At 61.2% G+C, this 25393-nt stretch carries 20 protein-coding genes; 16 read left to right on the top strand and 4 right to left on the bottom strand.

Going from position 1 to position 25393, the window contains the following annotated elements; translation table 11 throughout:
* Window positions 1-12: 12 nt before the first annotated feature.
* Genes VGG22_03590 through VGG22_03570 form a run of 5 tightly spaced genes read left to right on the top strand, consistent with a single transcriptional unit; the run spans window position 13 to window position 4269 of the window.
* Window positions 13-1116 (top strand): ABC transporter substrate-binding protein, encoded by a 1104-nt coding sequence (locus tag VGG22_03590; GenBank protein HEY1727447.1) that lies wholly within the window; start codon window positions 13-15, stop codon window positions 1114-1116.
* Window positions 1107-1988 (top strand): branched-chain amino acid ABC transporter permease, encoded by an 882-nt coding sequence (locus VGG22_03585; protein HEY1727446.1) that lies wholly within the window; start codon window positions 1107-1109, stop codon window positions 1986-1988. The genes VGG22_03590 and VGG22_03585 overlap by 10 nt, the downstream gene beginning before the upstream one ends.
* Entirely contained in the window at window positions 1989-2852 is an 864-nt protein-coding gene (locus VGG22_03580) for a branched-chain amino acid ABC transporter permease (GenBank protein HEY1727445.1), read from the top strand.
* The gene (locus tag VGG22_03575; protein ID HEY1727444.1) at window positions 2852-3559 is read left to right on the top strand and encodes an ABC transporter ATP-binding protein; all 708 of its coding nucleotides are present in this window, start codon (window positions 2852-2854) and stop codon (window positions 3557-3559) included. Before VGG22_03580 ends, VGG22_03575 begins: the two co-directional genes overlap by 1 nt.
* Window positions 3559-4269, top strand: coding sequence for an ABC transporter ATP-binding protein (locus tag VGG22_03570; protein HEY1727443.1), 711 nt, complete (start codon window positions 3559-3561; stop codon window positions 4267-4269). The genes VGG22_03575 and VGG22_03570 overlap by 1 nt, the downstream gene beginning before the upstream one ends.
* 2 nt (window positions 4270-4271) lie before the next feature.
* On the opposite strand, the gene VGG22_03565 is transcribed toward VGG22_03570, so the two are convergent.
* Window positions 4272-4787 carry a hypothetical protein gene (locus VGG22_03565; GenBank protein HEY1727442.1) on the bottom strand — a complete coding sequence of 172 codons (516 nt, stop codon included), beginning with the start codon at window positions 4785-4787 and terminating at the stop codon, window positions 4272-4274.
* Entirely contained in the window at window positions 4784-5776 is a 993-nt protein-coding gene (locus VGG22_03560) for a WYL domain-containing protein (protein HEY1727441.1), read from the bottom strand. The genes VGG22_03565 and VGG22_03560 overlap by 4 nt, the downstream gene beginning before the upstream one ends.
* A 123-nt stretch (window positions 5777-5899) precedes the next feature.
* On the opposite strand from VGG22_03560, the gene VGG22_03555 reads away from it, so the two are divergent.
* From VGG22_03555 to VGG22_03505, 11 genes are all read left to right on the top strand, one after another.
* Window positions 5900-7261 (top strand): ABC transporter substrate-binding protein, encoded by a 1362-nt coding sequence (locus VGG22_03555; protein ID HEY1727440.1) that lies wholly within the window; start codon window positions 5900-5902, stop codon window positions 7259-7261.
* A gap of 130 nt (window positions 7262-7391) precedes the next feature.
* Window positions 7392-8108 carry a GntR family transcriptional regulator gene (locus tag VGG22_03550; protein ID HEY1727439.1) on the top strand — a complete coding sequence of 239 codons (717 nt, stop codon included), beginning with the start codon at window positions 7392-7394 and terminating at the stop codon, window positions 8106-8108.
* Window positions 8083-9804, top strand: a complete 1722-nt coding sequence (locus tag VGG22_03545) for a thiamine pyrophosphate-binding protein (GenBank protein HEY1727438.1) — start codon at window positions 8083-8085, stop codon at window positions 9802-9804. Before VGG22_03550 ends, VGG22_03545 begins: the two co-directional genes overlap by 26 nt.
* A 93-nt stretch (window positions 9805-9897) precedes the next feature.
* Window positions 9898-11154, top strand: a complete 1257-nt coding sequence (gene frc / locus VGG22_03540) for a formyl-CoA transferase (protein ID HEY1727437.1) — start codon at window positions 9898-9900, stop codon at window positions 11152-11154.
* Between the two features lie 16 nt (window positions 11155-11170).
* Entirely contained in the window at window positions 11171-13108 is a 1938-nt protein-coding gene (locus VGG22_03535; GenBank protein ID HEY1727436.1) for a molybdopterin-dependent oxidoreductase, read from the top strand.
* Window positions 13108-14883 carry an NAD(P)H-dependent oxidoreductase subunit E gene (locus VGG22_03530; GenBank protein HEY1727435.1) on the top strand — a complete coding sequence of 592 codons (1776 nt, stop codon included), beginning with the start codon at window positions 13108-13110 and terminating at the stop codon, window positions 14881-14883. Before VGG22_03535 ends, VGG22_03530 begins: the two co-directional genes overlap by 1 nt.
* Window positions 14883-15758, top strand: coding sequence for a 2Fe-2S iron-sulfur cluster-binding protein (locus VGG22_03525; protein HEY1727434.1), 876 nt, complete (start codon window positions 14883-14885; stop codon window positions 15756-15758). The genes VGG22_03530 and VGG22_03525 overlap by 1 nt, the downstream gene beginning before the upstream one ends.
* A gap of 22 nt (window positions 15759-15780) precedes the next feature.
* Window positions 15781-17094, top strand: coding sequence for an oxalate/formate MFS antiporter (gene oxlT, locus VGG22_03520; protein HEY1727433.1), 1314 nt, complete (start codon window positions 15781-15783; stop codon window positions 17092-17094).
* Between the two features lie 8 nt (window positions 17095-17102).
* A complete protein-coding gene (locus VGG22_03515; GenBank protein HEY1727432.1) occupies window positions 17103-17876 on the top strand; it encodes an extracellular solute-binding protein in 774 nt (257 codons plus the stop codon).
* A gap of 2 nt (window positions 17877-17878) precedes the next feature.
* Window positions 17879-18883, top strand: coding sequence for an ABC transporter substrate-binding protein (locus VGG22_03510; protein ID HEY1727431.1), 1005 nt, complete (start codon window positions 17879-17881; stop codon window positions 18881-18883).
* A 97-nt stretch (window positions 18884-18980) separates the two neighbouring features.
* Window positions 18981-20543, top strand: coding sequence for a porin (locus VGG22_03505; GenBank protein HEY1727430.1), 1563 nt, complete (start codon window positions 18981-18983; stop codon window positions 20541-20543).
* Between the two features lie 11 nt (window positions 20544-20554).
* On the opposite strand, the gene VGG22_03500 is transcribed toward VGG22_03505, so the two are convergent.
* Window positions 20555-22225, bottom strand: a complete 1671-nt coding sequence (locus VGG22_03500) for an AMP-binding protein (GenBank protein ID HEY1727429.1) — start codon at window positions 22223-22225, stop codon at window positions 20555-20557.
* Window positions 22222-25293, bottom strand: a complete 3072-nt coding sequence (locus VGG22_03495; protein ID HEY1727428.1) for a DEAD/DEAH box helicase — start codon at window positions 25291-25293, stop codon at window positions 22222-22224. Before VGG22_03495 ends, VGG22_03500 begins: the two co-directional genes overlap by 4 nt.
* Between the last annotated feature and the right edge of the window lie 100 nt (window positions 25294-25393).

Genomic DNA, 25393 nt, shown 5'->3' with positions numbered 1-25393 from the left:
AATGCCGCCCGCATGTTGAAAATAGTCGCGTTAACCTGCGCACTTCTTCTCGTTGCTACTCCCACGTTCGGAGCCGGCAAGAGCATAAAGGCCGGCGTCGTCGCCGATGTCTCCGGCGGTGCGGCCGTCTACGGCGTCTCGCAAAAGAACGCATACCTGCTTGCGATGGACGACATGAAAGCCGGGATCATCAACACCGGCGGCAGCACGTTGACCTTCGATGTCGGTGATAACGCGACCGATCCGAACCAAGCCGCAAACCTGTTCCAGCGTTTCACGACCGACGGCAGCGTAATCGTTCTGGGTCCGACGCTTTCGGCCGAGGCTTTCAAGGCGCAACCGATCGCCGTGCGCGCGAACATTCCGGTGCTGGCGACTTCGAACACCGCCCCGGGCATCACGCGTCAAGGTCCCTGCGTGTTCCGCGATGCGCTTTCCGAAGAGCAAGTCGTCCCCGCGACCGTCGCCAAGACATACGCGGCTTGGAAGTACAAAACCGCCGCAATCATCTACGGCGACGACAATGCGTTCACGAAGACCGACTTCAACGTGTTCTCCGATGAAATGAAAAAGCGCGGCGTCAATATCGTCGACGTCGAGACCTATCACACGAAGGACGTCGACTTTCAAGCGCAACTGACGAAGATCAAAGCTGCAAAGCCCGATGTGCTCGTCCTCGGCGCGCTCTTCGATGAAGCCACGAAGATCATCTCGCAAGCCGGTACGCTGGGCCTGCATGTGCACATGGTCGGTGGCAATGGCCTCAACTCAACGAAGATGGTCGATGCGGCGGGTCAGGGTGCCGTCGGCGCGGTCGTCGGAGCAGCGTGGTTTATCGACAACAGCTACAGCGGCAACAAAGCTTTCGTTGCCCGGTACAAGAAAGCGTTCGGCTCGCTGCCCGATCAGTTCGCAGCGCAATCGTACGCAGCTGCGCAGGTCGTTGCCCAGCTCGTTCGTTCGGGCGCATCGACGCCGAGCGCGATGTGCGATGGTCTGCGCAATATGAAGATCTCGCAAACGGTTCTCGGTCCGATCGCGTTCGACGGCAATCGTGACGTTCGCAGCGCACCGGTGATCTTGAAGATCGTACCCGGCGGCTTCGCATACTTCTAACACAGCAGCTCGCCAACGGAATCTTCCTCGGAGCAACTTACGCGCTCTTCGCTATAGGCTATGCTCTGGTCTTCGGCGTCCTCGATATCCTGAATCTGGCGCACGCCGCGATCTTCATGCTCGCAGCGTTCGTCTGTCTCTCGGTCGTGCTAGCCGGTTATCCCCTAGCCGTGGGAATGCTCGTCGCAATCTTGGTGGCCGGACTCGCCGGCATCGTGCTCGACCGCGTCGCGTTTGCGCCGCTGCGGCGCCGCAACGCCGGGACGCTCGTGCCGCTGATCTCGAGTATCGGGTTCGCGATTATCGTGGAAGCCATTGCGCGCGGAATTTACGGCGTCAACGATCACCAATTTCCCTCGCTCGTGCGGCAAGCATCGCCGATCGTACTGGGGCCGGTAACCTTCACGTTTTTCGACGTCGCGATTCTCGGCGCATCAATCGTGCTGATGATCGCACTCGCGTACGTCATGCGTTCGACGAAACTCGGACGGGAAATCCGCGCCGTCGCCGACGACCGGATGGCCGCGGCCCTGCTCGGGATCGACATCGAACGGACGATCGCCCTGACGTTCTTCATCGCCTCGGCGCTGGGGGGAGCCGCCGGCGTTCTCGCCGGCCTTCAGTATAATAGCGTCGTTTTCGACATGGGTGGCCGCATCGAACTCAAGGGACTGGCCGTCATCATTTTAGGCGGAATGGGCAGCATCACCGGCGCCGTGATCGGCGGATTCATCCTCGGCATCACCGAGACGCTCGCGGTGGCCTTCATCTCGTCGAGTTGGCGCGACGCGATCGCCTTCGGCGTCATGTTCGTGATCTTGATTGCGCGACCGGCGGGTATCCTCGGCCGCCGCGCACTCCGTACTGCCTAAGTGCACGAACTCGTCGCGCTCTTCACCCGCTACCACACGCTCGTCGATCAGATCGGCATCAACGCGATTCTCGCGCTCTCGCTATCCGTCTGCCTGCGCGCCGGACAGCTCGCGCTCGCGCAAGCGGCATTCATGGGGATCGCCGGCTACATCTGTGCTATTGGGGTGGTCACGTTCGGCTGGCCGCTCGCCCTCGCTGCGCCCGTAGCAATTGCCGCATCCGCGCTCGTCGGCGCGTTGCTTGCATTACCCGTAGAGCGGTTGCGCGGCGTTTACCTCGCGATCGCGACAATCGGGTTCGGCGAGATCGTCCGCATCGTCGCGTACAATTTGCAAATCACCGGTGGCGGCGACGGACTGAACGGTATTCCGCCGTTGCTCTCGACTCAGTGGATCTACGCGACGCTGATCGTAATCGGCGTAATTCTCTATGCCGCACGTAACTCGCGTTTTGCGCTTGCGCAGGCCATTACACGTGAAGACGAATCTGCGGCAGCCGGCGTCGGCGTCGACACGGGTCGCGTGCGCGTCGTGACCTTGGCGTGCGCCGGCGCCATCGCGGGATGCGCCGGCATCCTGTACGCGTTCACGAATTTTTTTCTGACGCCATCCGACTTTGCGTTCGGTCGCATGGAACAAATCCTCGTGTACTGTGTGATCGGCGGCGTCACATCACCGGTTGGGGCGGTTCTTGGTGCGGCGGTGATGACGATATTGCCGGAGGCGTTCCGTTTTCTGCAAGATTTCCGCGACGTGCTTAGCGGCGTCGTCCTCTTGCTCGTCATCGTTTTCGCACCGGGCGGAATCTCGGCGATCTGGAGCAGCGTGCGCAAGAAACCGGCCGCGCAGATCGGAAACGCCTAATGGCGCTTGCGCTCGAGGGCGTCCGCGTCCGGTTCGGCGGGGTCGACGCGCTTGCGGGCGTAAGCCTGCGGATCGAAGCGGGCACGGTCGTCGGCTTGATCGGACCTAACGGCGCCGGCAAGACGACGCTCGTCAACGCAACTACGGGCATCGTCTCGCTGGCCGGCGGCACGATCACGCTCGGCGACGTGCGCCTCGACGGGAAGCCGCCCTATCGGATCGCACGCTGCGGAATTGCGCGAACCTATCAGAACATCCGATTGTTCGCTGCGCTCGACGTCGAGGACAATTTGCGCGCGGGCGCAATCCGCCGCAGCGATCTCGATACGAACGCCATGCTCGCGCTCTGCGAGCGCGCCGGCATGCACGACGTCGACTTGCGCACAATTGCATCCTCGCTTGCATACGGCGAACAACGAAGACTCGAGATCGCTCGAGCGCTCGCGTCGGCGCCTGCAATTCTCATGCTCGACGAACCGGCGGCGGGAATGAATCCCAGCGAAACGCTTGCGCTGGCGTCACTCGTTCGCTCGATTGCAGATGAGGGCATCGGCGTGCTCCTCATCGAGCACGATGTCGGTCTCGTGCGCAGGGTCTGCGACCGCGTCACGGTGCTGAATTTCGGCACGGTACTCGCCGAGGGAACGCCGGCTGACGTTGCGCGCGATCCCGCGGTCATCGAAGCGTATCTCGGAGCCGCAGTCTGATGGCGCTGCTCGAAGTCGAACGCGTCGTCGCCGGCTACGGTAAAATCGAAATCTTGCATGGCGTCTCGCTCGCGCTCGAGCAAGGAACGCTTTGCGCGATCGTCGGCGCAAACGGCGCAGGCAAGACGACGCTCTTGCGTACGATCTCGTCGATCGTCCCCAAGCGCGGGGGCAGCGTGCGATTCGCCGGCAAGGATGTGACCACGATGAGCCCGCACGCAATCGTAAGGCGCGGCTTGGCCCACGTACCGGAAGGCCGGCGGATGCTCGCGCACTTGACGGTCGAAGAGAATTTGCAGATTGCCGCCGGAATTCGGCGAGACTCCGAAATCCGCACCGACATCGACGCGATGTTCGCACGCTTTCCGATCTTGGGCACGCGCCGTCATCTTCCGTCGGGCTCACTCTCGGGCGGCGAGCAACAAATGCTCGCAATCGCACGCGCGCTCGTAGCGCGTCCCTTAGCTCTGTTGCTCGACGAGCCGTCGATGGGACTCGCTCCGAAACTCGTCGCTGAGATCTTCGCGATCATTCGTGAGGAACGCGCTCGCGGCGCTTCGATCTTGCTGGTCGAACAAAACGCGCGCGCTGCGCTCGCTCTCGCAGACCGGGCTTACGTTCTCGAACGCGGGAACGTCGTGCTCGAAGGCACCGGAAAGGAGCTACTCGAGCGCGCGGACGTCACGGCCGCTTATCTCGGCGGTGCTTAGCGCTACTGCCCGTTCCAGGCCGTAAACGGCGCGGGTCGAGACGCCGGAGCGCCGACGTCGATCGTGATATCGGTGTGTTGCGCGAGCGGGATGGCGCGCGGATCACCGCTGTAGCGGCTGCCGTTCACCCAGACCGTCATCTTGTCGCCGCGCCGGAGCTTCGCGTCCGACGCGCGCGTGCGCGAGAGCGGCTCGCCCCACACCGAGAAGAACTGTCCCAGCGTGAACGTCCGCACGACCGGCGATTCGATGTGAATGATTCCATCCGGCGTATGCGTGTGCAACCAGTAGAAACACTGCCCGAAAATCGGTCTGCCGACCGAATCCGGAATCGCGACTGCACGGCCATGATTGTTGATTGCAAGGTGCGAGTGGATGTGATACGCCGTCCCCTCCATCTTATCGCAGCGAATCCCCGCGACCGGTTCACCCTGCGGAATGTCGGCGCTCGCCCAAAGCGGAGCAAGCACCGCGAAAAGAGCGGCCCCTAGGCCAAGCGTTACTCGAGAATGTTTCAACGTGTGTATTGCCTTGCTATCTGTTCGATCATCTCGCGCGCCGATGCGCGCGCGGACTCCGGGGCGGTAACCTCGGCTTCGCCGCCCCATCCTAGCGACCATCGCACGATCTCGAGCGGATCGGCGACCGCATAAACAATTTCGAGCGAACCGTCGCTCTGTTCGACGAAGCTGCTTTGCGGCGCGACGCGCGCTCGCCGCGCGGCCTTTGCGACGATCGACGAAAATCGAATCGTGATCTCGGTGGGCGCTGAGGAGTGATGGACGCCCGACAGCGAGTGCGCGCCGAACGCGTTCAAATCGAAATCGGCCGGACGCTCGAACCGATTCGGCAAGATCTTCGGCGTGCTTACGTTGTCGACCGCGAAGACGCGCATGTCGGAGCGTGTGTGATCGTAACCGACGAGATAGACGCGTCCGCTCGACACGATGAATCCGTAGGGATCGATGTTGCGTTCGCTGCGCGCGCCTTTCTTGTCGATGTACTTGAACGATACACGCCGTCGCGCAATCTCGGCTTCACGCAGCGATTCGAAGACGCGCTCGGCTTCAGGCTCCAACACGACTTGATCGATGCGCAGTGCAAGCGACGAACCCGTCTCGAGCTGAACCGCACCGCGTGCGTCCGCGATCTCGACGAGTTTGGATGCGGCATCCTCGATCGCGCTCGCGAGCGTCCCACCCAGCGAAGCGCCGAGCCGTTTGAGCGTAACGAGGCCAAACAGCTCGCGTGAAGATAGGTTGAGGCGCTTGAGACTGTAGCCTTCGCTGAACCGGTATGTCCCCAGTCGCCGGTCAAAATACCATGGGAATCCGGCGTCGGCCAAAATCGAGAGGTAACGCCGTAACGTTCGCGTGCTGGGCGGCTTTCCGTCGGCGATGCGGAGCTTCAAGTCTGCGAACGAATGACGGCCCTCGTCGATCGCGTTGAGCAAGCGCACGAGAAGGACGACTTTTGGTTCCGCTCGTTCATCTTGCGTCGCAGTCATGATAATCTCTGAACCTTCGACATTCGTACAAAAAGTTCTCGTCCTTTAGACGCAGCAAGTGGGAGGAGCTTTCGCTCGGCACGCGGATTTTTGAATGAGCGTTCCACGGGGGAGGTTTTTTGCATGCCCGAATTTAGACGAGACGCTGACGTTCCGCGTTCTGAGTTTCTTCGCCGGACCGGCGCACTGGGGATCGCGGGGGCTACCGCTCTTGGATTCCCGTTGCTCGAGACGCGTCCCGTCGGTGCGGCTCCGCTACCGCCCCCGAAAGAGGTAATCGCAGCCGGTGGCGGTGCGACGATCAAGATTGGGCACGTCGATAGTTTCTCCGGCGTCTATGCTGCGGCAGGCGAATCGCAGCAGACCGGCCTTGAAGCCGCACTCGATATTGCGATGAAAAAGAACAATCGCATCAAGTACGTGCTCCTTCGCGGTGATGACGCATCGAAACCAGCGACGGGCGTTAATGAAACGAAGCGCCTGGTTTTGCAAGAGAAGGTCGACCTTCTCGTCGGCGGACTTTCGTCTGCCGTCGGTCTGGCCGTTTCGGCGACCTCCGAAGAGCTCGGTAACTTCTTCATTGCAATCGGAACGCACGATACGAACATCACGGGCGCGAAAGTCAACCGTGTCTGTTTTCGAGCCACGGCCTCACTTCAGATGCTTGCGAACGCTACGTGCCCTTCGCTTCTGATGCTGGGCAAAAAATGGTACTTCATCGTCGCCGACTACGCGTTCGGCACCGACGGTCGCGACCGATTCAAGAAGATTTTGCTGGCGCACGGCGGCCGGGTCGTGGGCGAAGATCTGCATCCGCTCGGCGCAACCGAATACTCGTCGTATATGACGAAGGCCGGCAACACCGATGCCGACGTCATGGTGTTCTGCAACTACGGCCCGGATACACAAAACTCGGTCAGCGCGTTCGTGCGCCAAGGCCTACACAAGAAAATGAAAGTCGGCGGCATTCTGTGCGGCAACGAAGTCGCGGTCGGCATGCCGACCGAAGAAATCGCGGGATCGCTCTGGGGTTACGTCTGGGGTCCGGATGCAGGCGGCGCACGGACCGAATATATCTGGAATCAAATCAAGCCACGCGCCGTCGGCTTTCCGCCGAACTGGCGCCAGTATCTCGGGTTCATCACGGGAGAACAAGTCGTTGACCGACTCAACGCTGCCGGCTCGACGGACACCGAGAAGCTCATTGCAGCGTTCGAAGGCCACCACTACGACTGCGGCAAGAGGCAACCCGCGTATTGGCGCGACTGCGACCACGAGGCCGTCCAGGAAACCTACGCTGGGATATTGCTGCCAAAGACTAAGCGCAAATCGGAGGGTGAGTTCTTCGCGATCCACGATCGCGCCGGCGGCGAGTTTGCCGCGGGTCCGTGCTCAAGCCCCGACTCGGAAGCCGCGCACAAGATCATCAGCTCGCAAAAGGTCCCGGCTCGCGAGGGCTACACCCCGGTAACCGTCAAGGCATAAAGACGAAGGGTCAGTGTGAAATTCGGAGGGGCGCGGTCTAGTGGGCCGGGCCCCTTTTGCAGGGAAATTTCCTGGTATACCGTATTCCGAAGAGCCAGTTTTTATTGCTAGCAGACTGATGGATCCCGCGATGTCCGTTCTTTCTCTCGAACCGATCGAATCCGACGCGAGCTTCCGGCGGCGTGCCTATGAGGCGCTGCGCGCCGCGATCCTGGCCACCAATATCTATGAGTCGCCGGTGGAGGCACTTCGTCTGGACGAGCGGCGGCTTGCCGCCAAGCTTGGCGTAAGCCGGACGCCGATTCGCGAGGCTCTGGCTCGCCTCGAGCATGAAGGCCTCGTCCAGAATCTTCCGCGGCGCGGCTACTTCATCGTGCGCAAGAATCGCGCCGAGCTCGTCGAGGTCATCACCGTGTGGGCAGCGCTCGAGAGCATGGCCGCCCGCTTGATCACGACAAATGCCACCGACGAAGAAATCAAGTCGCTGCGCAATATCTTCGCCACCTTTGACGGCGACCGTATTGCCGCCAAGCTCGACGAATACTCCGACGCCAATCTTCAATTTCATCAACGCATTCTCGAGCTCTCGCACTGCAAACAGCTCGCGCGAACGGCCGAAGGCATCTTGATCCACGTCCGTTCGATCCGCCACCGTTCGATCGGTGAGAACCGCAGATTCGAAAAATCGATCGTCGACCACATGCACATCATCGAAGCCCTCGAGGCGCGTGACGCGGATCTCGCAGAACGGCTCGTCCGCAATCACGCATTGAATTTGGCTGCGCACGTGACGCAGTACACGAACGACCTAGGAGAGACGCATGGCGCAAACGATTCCAGCCGGTAAAGAGCTTCCCAAAATCAACGGCGAGCCGCCGGAGCAAAAGACGTCGGGTGGCCATCTCGTCGCCAAAGCGCTCAAAGCCGAAGGCATCGACGCAATCTTCACGCTCTGCGGCGGCCACATCATCGACATCTACGACGGCTGCATCGATGAAGGCATCAAGATCATCGACGTCCGTCACGAGCAAGTCGCAGCACACGCTGCCGATGGTTACGCGCGCATGACCGGCAGGATGGGATGCGCCGTCGTTACCGCGGGTCCCGGCACGACGAACTCCGTTACCGGCGTCGCCAATGCATTCCGTGCCGAAAGTCCGATGCTCTTGATCGGCGGACAGTCTGCGCTCTCGCAACACATGATGGGCGGTCTGCAAAACCTTGCTCACGTCGACATCATGCGGCCGATAACGAAGTTCGCAACCTCGGTTCCGACGACCGAACGCATCGGCGATTTCGTTGCGATGGCGGCACGCGAAAGTTTCAACGGCGCATACGGCCCCTCGTATCTCGAGATTCCGCGCGACGTCCTCGATCTTAAGATCGATCCGTCCAAAGCAGTGCTCCCGAAAGCCGGCGAATATCGCGCCTCCACGCGCAGCATCGGCGATCCGGCCGATATCGAGAAGCTCGCCGACATTATCGTTCGGGCTAAAAAGCCGTGCATATTGCTCGGCCAGCAAGTTTGGACGTGCCGTGGAACCGATGCGGCGCGCACGTTTGTCGAGAAACTGAACATCCCGGCTTACATGAACGGCGCAGGCCGCGGAACGCTCCCACCCGATCATCCGCTGAACTTTCAGCTCACGCGGCGTGATGCGTTCGCCGAAGCCGACGTCACGATCGTCGTCGGAACACCATTCGATTTCCGTCTGCGTTACGGCAAGAGCCTCAAGTCATCGACTGTCGTGCAGATCGACATGTCGTACACGACGGTCGGACGCAATCGTGACATCAATCTCGGTTTGGTCGGCGACGTCGGTGCGATCTTAGCCGCGGTGACGCAAGCCGTCTCCGGCCGCAGCAATAACGGGGCCCCCGGTCGCAACGAGTGGGTGAAATATTTGCGCGCCAAAGAGGATGCCGCCGTAGCAGCGCGTCTCCCGAAACTGAAGAGCGACGCCAACCCGATTCATCCATACCGTCTCGCGTATGAAATCGACGAGTTCCTCACCGACAACTCGATCTTCGTCGGTGACGGCGGCGACGTGGTCACGTTTGCGGGCAACGTCGTACGCCCGAAAGGTCCGGGACTTTGGATGGACCCGGGTCCGCTCGGAACGCTCGGCGTCGGGACCGGTTTCGCAATGGCGGCCAAGCTCACGCAACCAAAACGCGAAGTCGTTGCGCTGTTCGGCGATGGCTCATTTGCCATGACCGGCTTCGACATACAGACCGCGATCCGGTTCGGGCTTCCGTACATTGCGATCGTCGGCAACAACATGTACATGAATCAAATCCGCTGCGGACAGATTCAGAAGTACGGCAAAGAGCGCGGCGACGTCGGGAATTATCTCGGCGAAGTCGATTTCGAGAAGTTCGCCGATATGCTCGGCATCTACGGCGAATCCGTCCGGGAACCCGGACAGATTCGTCCGGCGCTCGAACGCGCGCGTGCTTCCGGAACCTGTGCGATCATCAACGTCTGGTTGGACCCCGACGCATACGCGCCGGGGACTGAAAACCAGACCATGTATAAATAGCCGTGACACCTATTTCAAAGGCGCTCCGCCCCAGGCCGACCTCGCTACTACGCCGTTGCTATTTCACCATTGCCCTGCGCTCGGTCCATCGCCATGACAGCTGTTAGCGAACAAACGAAAACCAAGGCGTTATCCGGCGTACGCGTGCTCGACATGACGCACGTGCAAGCCGGACCATCGGCGACGCAGATTCTTGCGTGGCTCGGCGCAGACGTCATCAAGGTCGAGCTGCCGGGACGCGGCGACATCACGCGCGGACAGCTGCGTGACATTCCGAACGTCGACAGCTTGTATTTCACGATGCTCAACTGCAACAAGCGCAGCGTAACGCTCAACACCAAGCATGCCGAAGGCAAGAAGATCTTCGAAGGTCTTCTGCGTAACTGCGACGTGATCGTCGAGAACTTCGGCCCCGGCGTTCTCGACCGCCAGGGCTTCACGTGGGAGCGCATGCAAGAGCTGAATCCGCGTTTGATCTACGCCTCGATCAAGGGCTTCGGCCCCGGGAACTACGAGAACGCGAAGGCGTACGAGACCGTTGCGCAAGCGATGGGTGGTGCGATGAGCACGACGGGATGGGAAGACGGACCTCCGACGAGTACCGGCGCGCAAATCGGCGATTCGGGAACCGGAATCCACACTGTTGCGGCGATTCTTGCAGCGCTTTATCAGCGCGATGTGCACACCAAACGCGGGCAACGCGTCGTTTGCGCAATGCAAGATTCCGTCTTGAACCTCTGCCGCGTCAAAATGCGCGATCAGCAGCGTCTGACGCACGGACCGTTGCGCGAGTATCCGAACAAGAGCTTCAACGGCGTCGTTCCGCGTTCGGGAAACGCATCGGGCGGCGGACAACCCGGCGCGGCGCTCAAGTGCAAACCAGGCGGCATGAACGACTACGTTTACATGATCATCCAACCGCAGATTTGGGAGCCCCTGTGCAAGACGATGGGCAAGCCTGAATTGGCCACGGATCCTGCGTGGGCCACGCCTGAGGCGCGTCTTCCGAAGCTGGATGAAATGTTCAAGCTCATCGAAACATGGACGAGCACATTTACGAAGTACGAAGTCCTCGAGAAATGTAACGAGATCGACGTCCCATGCGGGCCGATCCTCGACATGCGTGAACTGCTCGAAGATGAATCGCTGCGCAAGCGAAACATGATCGCCAAAGTCGAGCACCCGCAGCGCGGCGAGTTCTACACCGTCGGCTGCCCGCTCAACCTCTCCGACTCGCCGGCCGACATAAAACGTCCGCCGCTACTCGGGGAACACAATGAAGAGATCCTCACCGAGCTTGGTTACTCGAAAGCCGACCTCGAACGTCTCCACACCGACGGAGCCATCTGACAATGAGACCTTGCAAATGAAGCCTTACACTCGACTGCAGCATCCGCTTGTCCGTGAGAACGGTAAGCTTCGCAAAGCGACGTGGGACGAAGCGCTCGAGCGCGCAGCGGCTGGTCTGCGCGACGCACGCGAGCGTGGCGCGACGAAGACGTACGGGATGTTCAGTTGTTCGAAGGCAACCAACGAGATGAACTACGCCGCGCAAAAGTTTGCGCGGGCGGTGATGCGCAGCAACAACATCGACTCGTGTAATAGGACTTGACACGCTCCCAGCGTCGTCGGTCTGACGACAGTGTTCGGTGCAGGCGGGGGAACGAGTTCCTATCGCGAGGTCGAGGAGACGGACCTCATCATTCTTTGGGGCTCGAATGCGCGTGAAACGCATCCGATCTTCTTCCATCATGTCCTCAAAGGAATTCATAACGGCGCGAAAACGTACGTCGTCGATCCTCGCCGTACGAGCAGCGCGCAGTGGGCCGATCTCTGGATGGGCCTCGAAGTCGGCAGCGACATCGCGCTCGCAAATGCAGTCGGGCATGAGATATTGGCCGCAGGTCTCGAGAATCGCGCATTCATCGAACGCGCGACGTCCGACTTCGAAGCGTACAAAAAGTGCGTCGAGCGCTACACGCCGGAATACGCGGAGGAGATCACCGGCGTGCCGGCCGCTGCAATTCGCCAGCTCGCGCACGCGTACGCACGCGCCGAGCGCGCGATCATCTGCTGGACGCTCGGCATCACCGAGCATCACAATGCCGTCGACAACGTGCGTTCGTTGATCAATCTTTCGCTATTGACCGGCCATGTCGGCCGCTGGGGCTCCGGCGTCTGTCCGCTACGCGGACAAAACAACGTCCAGGGCGGCGGCGACATGGGCGCAATTCCGAACAAATATCCGGGCGGACAAGACGTGGAAAGCCCCGAGGCGCGTACAAAGTTCGAAGCCGCGTGGCACACATCACCGCTTCCCGAGCGCAACGGTCACAATCTCTCGCAGATGTTCGAAGCTGCCGAACATGGTGAGCTCGATACGCTCTACGTCATCGGAGAGAATCCGGCGCAGTCGGAAGCCGACCAAGAAAAGGCACTCCGTCTGCTGACCGGCATGAAGTGCTTGATCGTTCAAGACATCTTCCTCACCAAGACCGGCGAGCTCGCGGACGTTGTCTTGCCCGCTTCGGCCAGCTGGTGCGAATCTGAGGGAACCGTGACGAACAGCGAGCGTCGTGTACAGCGTGTACGCAAAGCGCTCAACCCACCGGGTGAAGCCCGCGACGACATCGAGATCATCGCCGAATTAGCGAAACGGCTTGGCTCCGATTGGGGCGACGTTTCGCCCGCGTCGATGTGGGAAGAGTGCCGCAATCTTTCACCCTGGCATCTCGGCATGACGTACGAGCGGCTCGAGCAGCTCGGCGGGATTCAGTGGCCGTGCTACAACCTCGACCATCCGGGCGAAGTCTTCTTGCACGCGCGGCTATGGGAAGATCCGATCGAAGGAGCACGCGCGCCGTTCGCGGCTGTCGAGGATGATCCGCCCGTCGAGAAACTCGACGACGAGTTCCCTCTACGCCTCACGACAGGCAGGCGGCTCGACTCATACAACACCGGCGTGCAAAGCGGCGGCTATGTCTCGCCGTTACGCCGCGGCGAATCGCTCGACATCTCCCCGGCAGATGCAAAGAGTTACGGTCTCACGGAAGGCGAAACCATTCGCGTCCGTTCACGCCGCGGCGCAGTCGAAATGCCCGTGCATATCGATCCGGCACTGCGTGCCGGCCTCGTGTTCACGACGTTCCACTTCAACGACGACATTGCAACGAACGTCCTCACGATCGATGCGATCGATCCCAAATCCGGAACGGCTGAGTTCAAAGCTGCGGCGGTTGCGATCGAAAAGGTGGCTCCGGTACGCCGTACGGCCGCGGCCGCCGGTCAAGCGGTGAGCGCCTAGTGCCGGATCTGCACTTCACGTCGGCACAACCGACGGACGAAGAGCGATCGGCAATCGACGCATTTCTCGACGCGGAAATTCCACGCCGCGATCTTCTGCTACCGGCCCTGCATGCGGTCAACGATCGCATCGGTTGGATCAGCGGCGGCGCGCTGAATCTCGTCTCCGAGCGACTGAACGTGGCACCCGCCGAAGCCTACGGCGTCGCGACGTTCTACGCGATGTTCTCGATGAAGCCACAGCCTCCGAAGGTCATCCACGTCTGCGACGACATCGCTTGTCAAACAAGCGGCGCGGACGCGCTGTGCGCCGAGCTCGAACGCTCCTGCGGCAAAGCCGGTACGCCATCGAAAGACGGCAGCTTCACCTGGCTGCGCAGTCCGTGTCTCGGACTCTGCGAACGCGCTCCCGCTGCGCTCGTGATCGAAGCCGGACCGGTAGCGTCAGGGCGCGCAATCGCGCCGATGAACGCCGGCGACATCGCCGGCCTTGCACAAGGCGCGGCAATCGGTTCAGCCTCGCGCAACGGTGCGTCACGTCCCAATATCGGCGGCGGTCCGTTCAAATTGCTCGCGCGCGTCGGAAAGGTCGACCCTGAAGACATCGACGAGTATCGCGCGAACGGCGGCTTTGCCGCATTGCGCCGCGCGCTCGAGATCGGTCCGGCCGGCGTCGTGCGCGAAGTCGTCGCCTCCAAGCTGCTTGGACGTGGCGGCGCAGCGTTTCCAACCGGACGCAAGATGGACGCCGTCGCGAAAGAATCGGTGCGTCCGCACTATCTCGTATGTAACGCGGACGAATCCGAACCCGGAACGTTCAAAGACCGGGTCGTGATGGAAAACGATCCGTTCGCGGTCATCGAAGCGATGACGATAGCGGCGCTCGGCGGTGGTTGCGACCACGGCTTCATCTATATTCGCGGCGAGTACCCGCTCGCGGCTACGCGGCTGAAAAACGCAATCGATCAATCCCGCGCGCGCGGATTTCTCGGCGAGAACATTCTCGGCAGAGGCATGAATTTCGATATCGAAATTCGCCGCGGCGCCGGCGCGTATATTTGCGGCGAAGAGACTGCGCTCTTCAATTCGATCGAAGGCAAGCGTGGTGAGCCGCGCAACAAGCCGCCCTTCCCTGCGCAATCCGGCGTGTTCGGAAAACCGACGCTCGCCAACAATGTCGAAACGCTCGTTTGCCTTCCGCTCATAATTCACGAAGGTGGTGACGCGTTCGCGCGGATCGGCATCGAAAACTCGACCGGGCCGAAGCTGTTCTGCCTTTCCGGCTGCGTCGAGAAGCCCGGCGTTTATGAAGTTCCGTTCGGGACGACGCTCGGCGAACTGATCGAGATGGGCGGAGGAGTGCGCGGCGGCAAGAAGTTGCGCACCGTGTTGATGGGCGGCGCCGCCGGCTCGTTCGTGGCGCCCGATAAGCTTTCGATGCCGCTGACGTTTGAAGCGACGCGTACCGCAGGTACGACGCTCGGCTCCGGCGTTGTCATGGTGTTCGATGATTCGATCGATCTCGGACACACGTTGCATCGTATCGCAGCCTTCTTTCACGATGAATCCTGCGGCCAGTGCGTACCTTGCCGCGTCGGCACCGTTCGTCAGGAGGAGGCGCTGGCACGTATTGCGGCCACGCCGAGTGACAAACGCGCGGTCGACGTCGACTTGCTTGCCGACATCGGGCGCGTGATGCGCGACGCATCGATCTGCGGTTTGGGACAGACTGCTGCCGGCGCCATCGACTCAGCTCTCAAATTGGGACTACTTTGATGATCATTCCACACGCACCGGTCGAAGCGCCGCCGCGCACGCTCGAGCTGACGCTCGACGGTAAGACTGTCACCGTCACCGAAGGCATGACGTTGCTCGACGCGTGCCGACAAGCCGCGATCGAAACGCCGACGCTCTGCTATCTCGAAAATCTCACACCGGTGAATGCCTGCCGCGTCTGCGTCGTCGAAGTCGAAGGCTCACGCGTGCTCGTTCCATCCTGCGCGCGAAAAGCCGAAGCCGGCATGGTCGTGAAGACCGATTCGGACCGCGTGCGTCACAGCCGCAAGATGGTTCTCGAGTTTCTCGGCTCGTCGGTCGACCTTTCGACCGCACCGGACGCGCAACGCTACATCGCGGAATACGACGCCGATCCGAGCCGGTATGGTCCCGATGCGGAGACGGTGGCGCAACCGGTCAAGGTCGACAACGAGCTGTACGTGCGTGACTATTCGAAATGCATCGCGTGCTACAAGTGCGTCGAAGCCTGCGGGACCGACGCGCAAAACACGTTCGCCATCGCGATGGCGGGACGCGGCTTCGGCGCGCACATCTCGACCGAGTTCGATGTTCCGTTACCGGATTCGGCCTGCGTTTACTGCGGCAACTGTATCGGCGTCTGCCCGACGGGTGCCCTCATGTTCAGTTCCGAGCACGAAATGCGTGAATCCGGAACCTGGAACGAACAAGAGCAGACCGCCACGGATACCATTTGCTCGTACTGCGGCGTCGGCTGTACCTTGACGCTTCATGTACAAGACAACTCTATCGTAAAAGTGACGTCGCCGATCGAAAACGGCGTCACGAGCGGCCACCTTTGCGTCAAGGGACGCTTCGGCGGCGTCTACGTTCAAAGCACATCGGGGGAAGTCTAAGCACACAAACGGAGGGGCAGTGATGTCAGCTACTTCAGGAACGCTCGGCGCCGAAGAATACCGCGGTTTAAGAAACCCGTGGGTTCAGCTCGTCGCCGGAATCGTCTGCATGGCGATGGTTGCGAACTATCAATACGGGTGGACGGCCTTCGTCAACCCGATGGCCGCGAAAAACGGCTGGGGAATAGCCGCGATTCAAGTCTCGTTCACGATCTTCGTGTTAGTAGAGACGTGGCTCGTGCCATTCGAGGCGGCGCTCGTCGACCGCTATGGGCCACGCGTGATGGTCATGATCGGCGGCATTCTTGCCGGTCTCGCATGGGTCATCGACTCGACCGCGACGACGCTGCCGATGCTCTACATCGGCGGCGCGGTGGCCGGCATCGGTGCCGGTATCGTCTACGGCACCTGCATCGGAAACGCACTCAAGTGGTTCGCCGGACGCCGTGGTCTCGCGGCGGGTTTGACGTCTGCGGGATTCGGCGCCGGCGCTGCCATCACGGTCGTTCCGCTGACCATGATGATCGCATCGAGCGGCTATCAGCACACGTTTTTGTTCTTCGGTATTCTGCAAGGCGCAGTCATCGTTGTCGCCTCGCTCATCTTGATCACGCCACCCAAGGCGAAACCCATTGACACCAAACCGCCGCGCGTGCTGCAAGGGACGTACGATCACAGTCCCGCCCAGACTCTGCGCTCTCCGGTGTTCTGGGTCATGTATGTAATGTTCGTGTTAGTCGCGGCCGGTGGGCTCATGGCCGTCGCGCAGCTCGGTCCGATCGCGAAAGATTATTATGTCGACACCTTCCCGGTCTCGTTGCTGGGAATTACCTTGCCGGCGTTGACCTTTGCGCTCTCGCTGAACAACATCATGAACGGCGTCACGCGTCCGCTCCTCGGTTTCATTTCGGACCGTGTAGGACGTGAGAATACGATGTTCTGGGCCTTCTTGATCGAGGGTTTCGGGATTTTCGCGTTGATGAAGTTCGGGACGACGCCCGTTTCCTTCGTCATCCTTTCCGGGCTCGTGTTCTTTGCATGGGGCGAGATTTTCAGCATCTTCCCATCGACGACGCGCGACCATTTCGGTCAAAAGTACGCCACCACCAACTACGGGATGCTCTACACCGCAAAAGGCACGGCGGCATTAATCGTGCCGCTCGCGAGCGTCATCACCAAAGCAACCGGCAGTTGGACTGCGGCGCTCGAGATTGCCGCAGTCATGAACATCGTAGCGGCCGTCATGGCGATCGGCGTTCTCAAACCCGTCCGCCTCTGGGATAACAAACAACCTCCCCCGGAACAAGCTGTTCCGGCAGCAGTGCCGGCTAGTTAAGGAAAATAATGATGAAACGCTACCTGTTTCTCGCCGTTGCGCTCGCGCTTGTCGTCGCCGCATCGGCGGTGCCGACACGCGCGGCCGACAAGGTTCAGCTCGACGCGCTGATCGCGTCGAACGCGCAGCATGCATTCACGGACATCATCAAAGACTACGAGGCCAGGCATCCGAACGTCGAGGTCAAAGCCAAATGGCTCGGCGGGGCGACGATCGCGAAGATGGTCGACGAAGCAAAACCCGCCGACGTCGCGATGGCCGGCAGCACGATCCTCAAGCGCGAGGCAAGCCTCCTCGAGAAGCCCATCGACATCTTACAGAACAAAGAAGTCATCCTCGTTCCCAAAGGCAATCCGGGTAAAGTCACGGGTCTCAAAGATCTCGCCAATCCCGGTGTCAAGCTCTCGCTCGGGACGCCGTCATCGGCGGTCGGCACGATCGCGAGTCAAGTCATCCAAAAAGGGGCAGCCGAGTGGGGATTCGACTTCGTCCAGAACGTTCGTAAGAATATCGTCGTTCAGGAAGACAAAGGCAGCGACGTGTTAGCCGCGCTCGGTCCGAAAGCCGACGCAACGATCACGTTCGCATCCGACGTCGATCCGTCCAAATATCAAACGATTCCGATCGACGATAAATACAACGTCGTCTCGACCTATCAAATCGCGGTCGTCAAAGCGTCCAAGAACGCAGCGGCAGCGAAAGACTTCGTCGATTTTGCTTCGGGCCCGGTTGGTTTGGCAACGTTGAAAAAGTTCAACTACATGCCACCTCCCACGAAGTAGGCTTGCTCTTCGGATTCATAACGGGCGCGGCGCTTCTCGGCGCCGCGCTCATGTCTCTCGCACTCAACCTTCCGGTCACGGGCGACGACGGCGGTACGGGGCTGCGTTTGCGCGAGGCCGTTACGCTGGCCGTCGACGATTTACGCGCTCAAGGCGTGAACGTCAGCGTCATCTCACCGCACGGCGCCGAGGCCGTTGAAAACGCGCACCAAGACGAAGGAACCGACAATTCGATGGACGTCGCGGCGGCGCCGTCGATTGCACGCGCGGCTGCCCGCGAAAACGCGCACGTCGTGATCGGGCCGCTACGGACCAACGTCGCCGTTGCGGAGGCGCCGACGCTGCGGCGTTTACATGAGGTCGCAATCAGCGGAACCGCGGGCGGTCCCAGCGAGCCTTCTTCGCCGGTCTTCCGGCTCGCGCCGAGCGAGCAACGGCTGGCGCTTACCGCGTATCGCGCCATGCGCCGCTCGTTTGGTTCGCGCATCTGCGTTCTCAACGACGGATCGGACGACGGTCGACGGCGGGCCGCAATCATCAGCGCCTTGCCGGGCGTTATCGTACGCGGCAACTGCGTCGCGCAAGCAGATGCCGTGTACTTCAGCACCACCAGCCGCGAGCCAGTCTTCTGCTCGGCGCGGACGGCCACGCGCGCCGGTCCTCACCGGTTGCTCGTCGAGGTCTCGCACAGAGGCTTCGACCCCACCGATTTCATCCGCGCTGGGCCGTTGTTCCGTGCCGAGGCTACCCCGCTCGCCCGCACGCCCGCAATGCTTGCAGTGGCGCAGCGCTATCATGCCCGCGCCTTCGTTCTCCCGGACGATGCGGCGCTCCGGACGTATGCTGCGGTCCAAATCGGCGTGCAAGCGATCCGGCGTGCCGGGAGCACGCAGAAGCTGGCCGCCGTTCTGCGGACGCAGACGTTTTCTACGATTCTGGGCCCGATGAGGTTCGCGGCAGACGGAGACCCTGTATCGGGCGCCGTTCGGGTTGTCAGACTAAACTAAGCCTTCATCTTTCCTAAACCTGGCGTTTGGTATTCTGGATACAGGAGCAGGGCGTGCGCCGCTTGAACTGCCTGCCAGACCCGAGGAGGAAATTTGGATGAAGACTCTCCTGGCGGCAGTTCTTTCTTTCGCACTGCTTGGCGCGCCGGCATACGCACAGACGGCGCAGACCACCGCACAAACCAGCACGGATGCGCAGCTGCAAGCACTACAAGCGCAGCTTGATGCATTAAAAGCGCAGATCGAGGCGATCAAAGCGCAACAACTTCAGCAAGCGCAGCAGGCGAAAGCCACGCCCGCGTCACCCGCGCCGCAGTACGTGCGGTTGAAGCCGGGCAATACCGCCACGTTCCTCGTCGGAAAGAAAGACGAGGTCACGCTGTATGGGCATCTCGATCTTTCGTTCGATGATGCGTCGAAGGGTCTTGCGCCCTTCTATCCGTTCAACGGCTCGAGTCCGGTCGGCAACATTGGTTGGATGACCGACATCTCGACAAACCTTTCGTACGTCGGAGTTCGCGGTTTTCACGAGCTCAGCAACAAGAGCCGCCTCGTGTATCAACTCGAGACGCAAATCGACGTATCGTCGACGGCGGGCATTACCGAGACCAGCTCCAACGAGAGCGATCAGGTCAAGGGTGCTCTGACGTCACGCAACAGCTTCATCGGAATTGCCGGTGACTGGGGCGCGGTCAAGATCGGTAAAACCGACGCGCCTTACAAGATCTCAACCAATCGCATGAATCCGTTCAGCGGCGAATGGGGCGACTACGGCGTCATCATGGGCAACACCGGCGGTGACAACCGCGTCGAGTTTGGTACGCGCGTCGATCACGCCATCTGGTACGAATCGCCGAACTGGGGTGGCTTGCACGTCAATGCGCTCGTCTCACCCGGACAGAACCGCTCCTACGACGACAGCGGTCTGGCAGCGGGCGAGTCCGACTGCAGCGGCGGAAACATCCCTGGCAGCGGCGCTCTTCCGCCATTCTGTAACGACGGCTCCTTCGGATCGTTGTACAGCTACGACGTCGATTATAAAACGGGCCCGTTCTACATTACGGGCGCTTACGAGCTGCACAAACGCGTGAACCGCAGCAGTGACCTTCCGAATCTGGATCCGAACGACGTCGCCGACGAAGACGCGTGGAAAGTCGGCGCGCAATATAGCTTCTCGAAAGAAACGACGTTCAGTGGTATCTACGAGAGCATGCGCCGCTACGTACCGGCGTATCTCATGTATCAGAACGAGCGAACGCGTACCGGGTTCTGGTTTGCGCTGACGCAGTGGCTCAACACGTCCTCGAACATCAACTTAGGTTGGGCACGTGCGAATCCGACGCCGGGCGATCCGGGCCAACACAATACGCCGACGACCGCGAACCCGGACAACATGTCCAACATGTGGACGGTCGCGTACAAGCACAACATGGATCGTCATGTTGGTTGGTATGTCGACTATGCCGAGACGCTCAACCACTCAGCGGCGCACTACGACCTGGGTGCGGGCGGACGCAGCGTAACGACGGACTGTCACGACGCCAGCATCCTCGCCGCTTTCGATCCGACGGTCAATCCGCCGGTCAGCGGAAACGGCCCGCACTGCTACGCGGGCGGACGTCTCCAAGGTGCGTCGGTCGGCCTCACCTTCAGCTTCTAGCACTCGGAAAACTAGGCGGTGGCGATCTTCGCTGCCGCCTCGAGTCCTAAATCTGCGATCGATGCTTCGCGCATCTTATATTTTTGGATTTTTCCCGTCACGGTCATCGGGAACGCCTCGACGGTCTTAACGTAGCGCGGGATCTTGTAATGCGCGATCATGCCTTTGCAAAATTCTTGGATTGACGCGAGATCGACCGTCGCATTTTCTCGTGTGATGATCCACGCGCACAGCTCCTCGCCGTATTTCGCATCCGGGACGCCGACGACGGCGACGTCTTTGACGGCAGGGTGCGTGTAGAGAAACTCCTCGATCTCGCGCGGATAAATGTTCTCGCCGCCGCGAATCACCATGTCCTTGATGCGGCCGCTGATGTTGGCGTAGCCTTCGGCATCCAGAACCGCGATATCACCGGTGTGCATGTAGCGCGCGGCGTCGATCGCTTTTGCCGTGTTTTCCGGGTCGTTCCAGTATCCAAGCATCACGAGGTAGCCGCGCGTGCATAGCTCGCCCGGCGTTCCACGCGGGACGATGTGGCCTTGCTCGTCGACGATCTTGCACTCGACGTGCGGGTGGACGCGACCGACCGTCGTCGTCCGCTTTTCGATCGAGTCGTGCTTTCCGGTTTGAAAGCTGACCGGCGACGTCTCCGTCATGCCGTAGCAGATTGTCACCTCAGGCATGTGCATCTCGGCTTGAACGCGCTTCATTACTTCGACGGGGCAGGGCGAGCCCGCCATGATTCCGGTGCGCAGCGAGCTCAAATCGTAGTCTCTGAAATTTGCAAGCGCCAGCTCGGCGATGAACATCGTCGGCACGCCGTACAGCGCGGTGCAACGTTCGGCGCTGACGGCTTCCAGCGTCGCGGCCGGTTCGAACGTCGGACCGGGAATCACCATCGCGGCGCCGTGGGTGACACACGCGAGATTCCCCAGCACCATTCCGAAACAGTGATAGAACGGTACCGGAATGCAGACGCGGTCAAGCTCCGCGTAGCCGCAGCCTTCTCCAATGAAAAAGCCGTTGTTGAGCAGGCTATGATGCGAGAGCGTCGCGCCCTTGGGGAAGCCCGTCGTCCCCGACGTGTATTGAATGTTGATCGCGTCGTCCGGCTGCGTACGGTTCTGACGCCCGGTCAATGTTTCGAGAGAAACGCCGGCGGCGAGCGTGCGAACGTCGTTCCAGCGGATCGCGTCGAGCTCGACGCCGGGGTCGTCCTCGCCGATCAAAACGATTTTGCGGAGATCCGGCAGCGCGTTGCGTACCTCGGCAAGCATCCGCGCGTACTCACTCGTTTTGTGCCGAACCTGCGCGAGCAGCACGGATACGCCGCTCTGCTGCAGCGCGTAGGAAACCTCCGACGTGCGATAGGCGGGGTTGACGTTGACGAGGATTGCACCGATCTTCGCAGTTGCGAACTGCGCGATGATCCACTCGGCGTTGTTGGTCGACCAAATGCCGACGCGATCGCCGTGCGCAACATCCAGCGCGATCAAGCCCCGCGCGAATTCCTCGACCGCTCGCTTCAGCTCGAGATAGGTGAGACGAACGTCTTGATGACGGGAAACGATAGCGTCGCGATCGGGAAATCGCTTTACAATCCCATCGAAATACGCGCCGATCGTCGTGCCGATGAACGCGACGTCACTTGCGCCGTGGACGTAGCTCAGCTCGCTGCTCATCTCCCCGCTCGCACCTCATCCGGTTCGCTGAGAAGAAATTCCAGATCTTCGCGCGTGAGCGCCTTGGCGATCGCCGAGTCGGCGCGGATCACGCTCTCGGAAAGCTCCCGTTTGCGCGCCGCCAGCGCGCGAATCTTTTCTTCGACGGTGCCCCGCGTGAGCATCCGATAGGCGGTCACCGGATGGCGTTGCCCGATGCGGTGCGTACGGTCGATGGCTTGACGTTCGACGGCGGGGTTCCACCACGGATCGTATAGGATGACGTAGTCGGCAGCGGTTAGCGTAAGGCCGACGCCGCCGGCTTTGAGCGAGCACAGGAACACCGGCGGACCATCATCGCTCATGAAGCGCGAAACCTCGGCCTGCCGATCCCGGTCCTTGACGGAGCCGTCGAGATACGCGAACCCGACATCGCGACTTTGCAGATCGTCGCGGATGAGGCGCAGCATGGAAGCGAACGCGGAGAACACGAGCAGCCGGTGACCGCCGTCGCGGATCTCGTCGATCGTTTCACGCAACGCTTCGAACTTGGCGCTGCTCTCGGGTTCCTCGAGATATCGTTTCGCCAGCAGGCCCGGATGCGCGCAGACCTGCCGCAGACGCGTCAGCGCCGCGAGCACGTGAATGCTGGCCTTTTCTTGCGGCAGATCGCCGTCGAGAATTTCGCGGCGCGCCGCCTCGGCGATTGCGCGATAGAGCTGACGCTGGACCGGCGAGAGATCGACGACGATCTCTGCTTCGGTGCGCTCGGGCAGCTCAGGGGCGACGTCTTCTTTGGTGCGACGCAACATGAACGGTTCGAGTCGCGCGTGCAAGCGCGAGACGGCTCTCTGATCGCCACCCGCAATCGGCACTTCGAAGCGCCGCCGGAACGAACTTTCCGTCCCGAGCAATCCGGGCTCGAGAAACGCGAAGATTGCCCAGAGATCGCGTAGCGAGTTTTCGACCGGCGTACCGGTCAAGGCAAGGCGGTGCTCGGCACGCAAGCTGCGCACGACTCTTGAGATTTGCGAGCTCGGATTCTTGGCGTTCTGCGCTTCGTCGAGAATGATGGTGCGGAACTTGAATTGAGCCAGCTTCTCCGCATCGATGCGCGCCAGTGCATATGACGTAATGACGACGTCGTATTGTTCGATCTCATCGTAGAGCGCCGCGCGATCGTTGCCGGACGACAACTTGAGCGCGCGCAGCTCCGGCGTGAATTTTGCGATCTCGTTCAGCCAGGTGTGCGTTACCGAAGTCGGAGCAATGACGAGCGACGGTACCGTACCATCGAGCTCCTTGCGCCGCAACAGATACGCGAGCGCAACCGCAGTCTTTCCGACGCCCATCTCGTCCGCGAGGATTCCGCCGAAACGGAAGGTCGAAAGATAGCTGAGGTAGTCCAGGCCCCGCTCTTGGTAGTGGCGCAATATGCCGCTGAGCGATTTCGGCGGTTCGACAACCGCAAGACCGGAGAAATTTCGAAGACGCTCGCGTAACTCTTCGACTTCTTGTGGCAACCGTACGCTGCCGAACGATTCATGGATCTCATCCCGCAACGCGACGAGCGCGGCCAGTCCGCTCTTGCGGCGTCCAAGTAAATCTTGTAAGAGCTCTTCGCGTTCGCGCAGCGCCCCGACGTCGACGAGCCGTCCGCGAACGTCCGCATAGCGCCCGCCGCCGCTCAGAATCGCGCGCAACTCCTCCGCCGAAAGCGGGTCGCCCTCATCGACGAGCACGTCGATATCAAGCTCGAACCATTCCTCCGCGCCGGTCGGCGGACGCGCACCGACGCGCACGTCGAGCCGCGTCGGCGTTCCGACGCTCCCGAGGGTCGCATCGAGTTCGACGTCGAGGTCGCTCCACTGCGGCAAGGTTTCGCGGACAAATTCTGCAGCGCGCTCGGCGCCGTGCAGCGAAAACGTTCCATCGAAGCGCGGGACGCAGCCAGCCTCGGTCAATCGATCCGCCAGCGCGCGTGCGTCTTCGGACGGAAATCGCACGAGCCGGTCCCCGATCGTCGCGATCGCACCATTCGCGGAGAGCCCGGCGATTGCGCCCGAAGTTTCGTCGTAGAGTTGCGCACGGATGGCGAGCGCGCCGTCGCGCCATGCCATCGTTAGACGGCCTTTCGGGGCGCGAACGTCCTCGATGCCGAAACGCGTACGTTCCTCGAGCGCTAAATACGGTGCGACCTTCGCGAGCGTTTCGAGCGACGGCTGGGCGTCGAGTGGGGCCTCCTCCGCGTTGCGCGCCGCAGTGATCGCGCGCTCTGCGCGCGCCGCATCAAGCGTCGCGTCCAGCAGATACGCGCCTTGCTGGTCCGCAATCCAGGCAGGCGGACCCTCGAGGATGACGAGCTCGCGCACGTTCAACCGGCGTCCGTCGGATGTTTCGAATCCTGGAACCGGCGTTGCACCGCGCAAGTTCGCAACGAGACGCACACCACGCGGATCGATGATGAACGAGGGCAGCTCTTGCGGATGCCGCCGCGCATCGGGCTGATCGTCGTATCGCACACGCGGATGGCGCGAGAGCCGAAACATGATCTGAGCGAGCGCACGCGAGCTGGGGCGAGGACCGAACGCATCACCGAGGATTCCGTCGCGCACGAGATTGCGATCGTGCTCATCCCAATCATCGAGAGGCGTTTGATCGAGCATCGTCGCGATCGCTTCGCCTTCGCGCATCACACCGTGGAGACGCGGCGTGTCCAAGAACAACGAGCACGACAAAGCCGGCGCATCGCCATTCGCTACAGCGGTAAATGAAAACACCGGCCAAATCTTTCGCGCGCGGCTATCCGAGGCGAGCGCAACCTGCGGCAGCCAATCCAGCGAGCCGTTTTCCGGCGCAGCTTCCGCCGTCTCGGTATAGGCGTCGCCGTGCACGCGCACGGCCTCGAGCGCAGCCACGACGTGTGCGCAGATTCCCGATCCCGAGCAACCGCAGACGGCGCGCAAACCCTGCGGACCCGTTCCGCCGGCCCATTCGATCGCGACGTCGGGCGCGTGTCCGTTGGAGCGAACGACAGCCTCGATACGCGCATCATCGACGCTGCGCAGCGTAACGCCGCCGGCTTCCACGAGTTCGAGCGCGGGGCGGACTATATCACGTGCAAACCACGAAGCGATCGAGGCCGGAAGCCTCGATCGCCACGTAACAAACCCAGTCAGTGGAGCCTGC

It is taken from the genome of Candidatus Baltobacteraceae bacterium (assembly GCA_036489885.1).
Lineage (GTDB): Bacteria > Vulcanimicrobiota > Vulcanimicrobiia > Vulcanimicrobiales > Vulcanimicrobiaceae > JAFAMS01.
The sequence above is the reverse complement of the archived record's forward strand: the minus strand, read 5'-3'. Positions and strand labels throughout refer to the sequence as shown.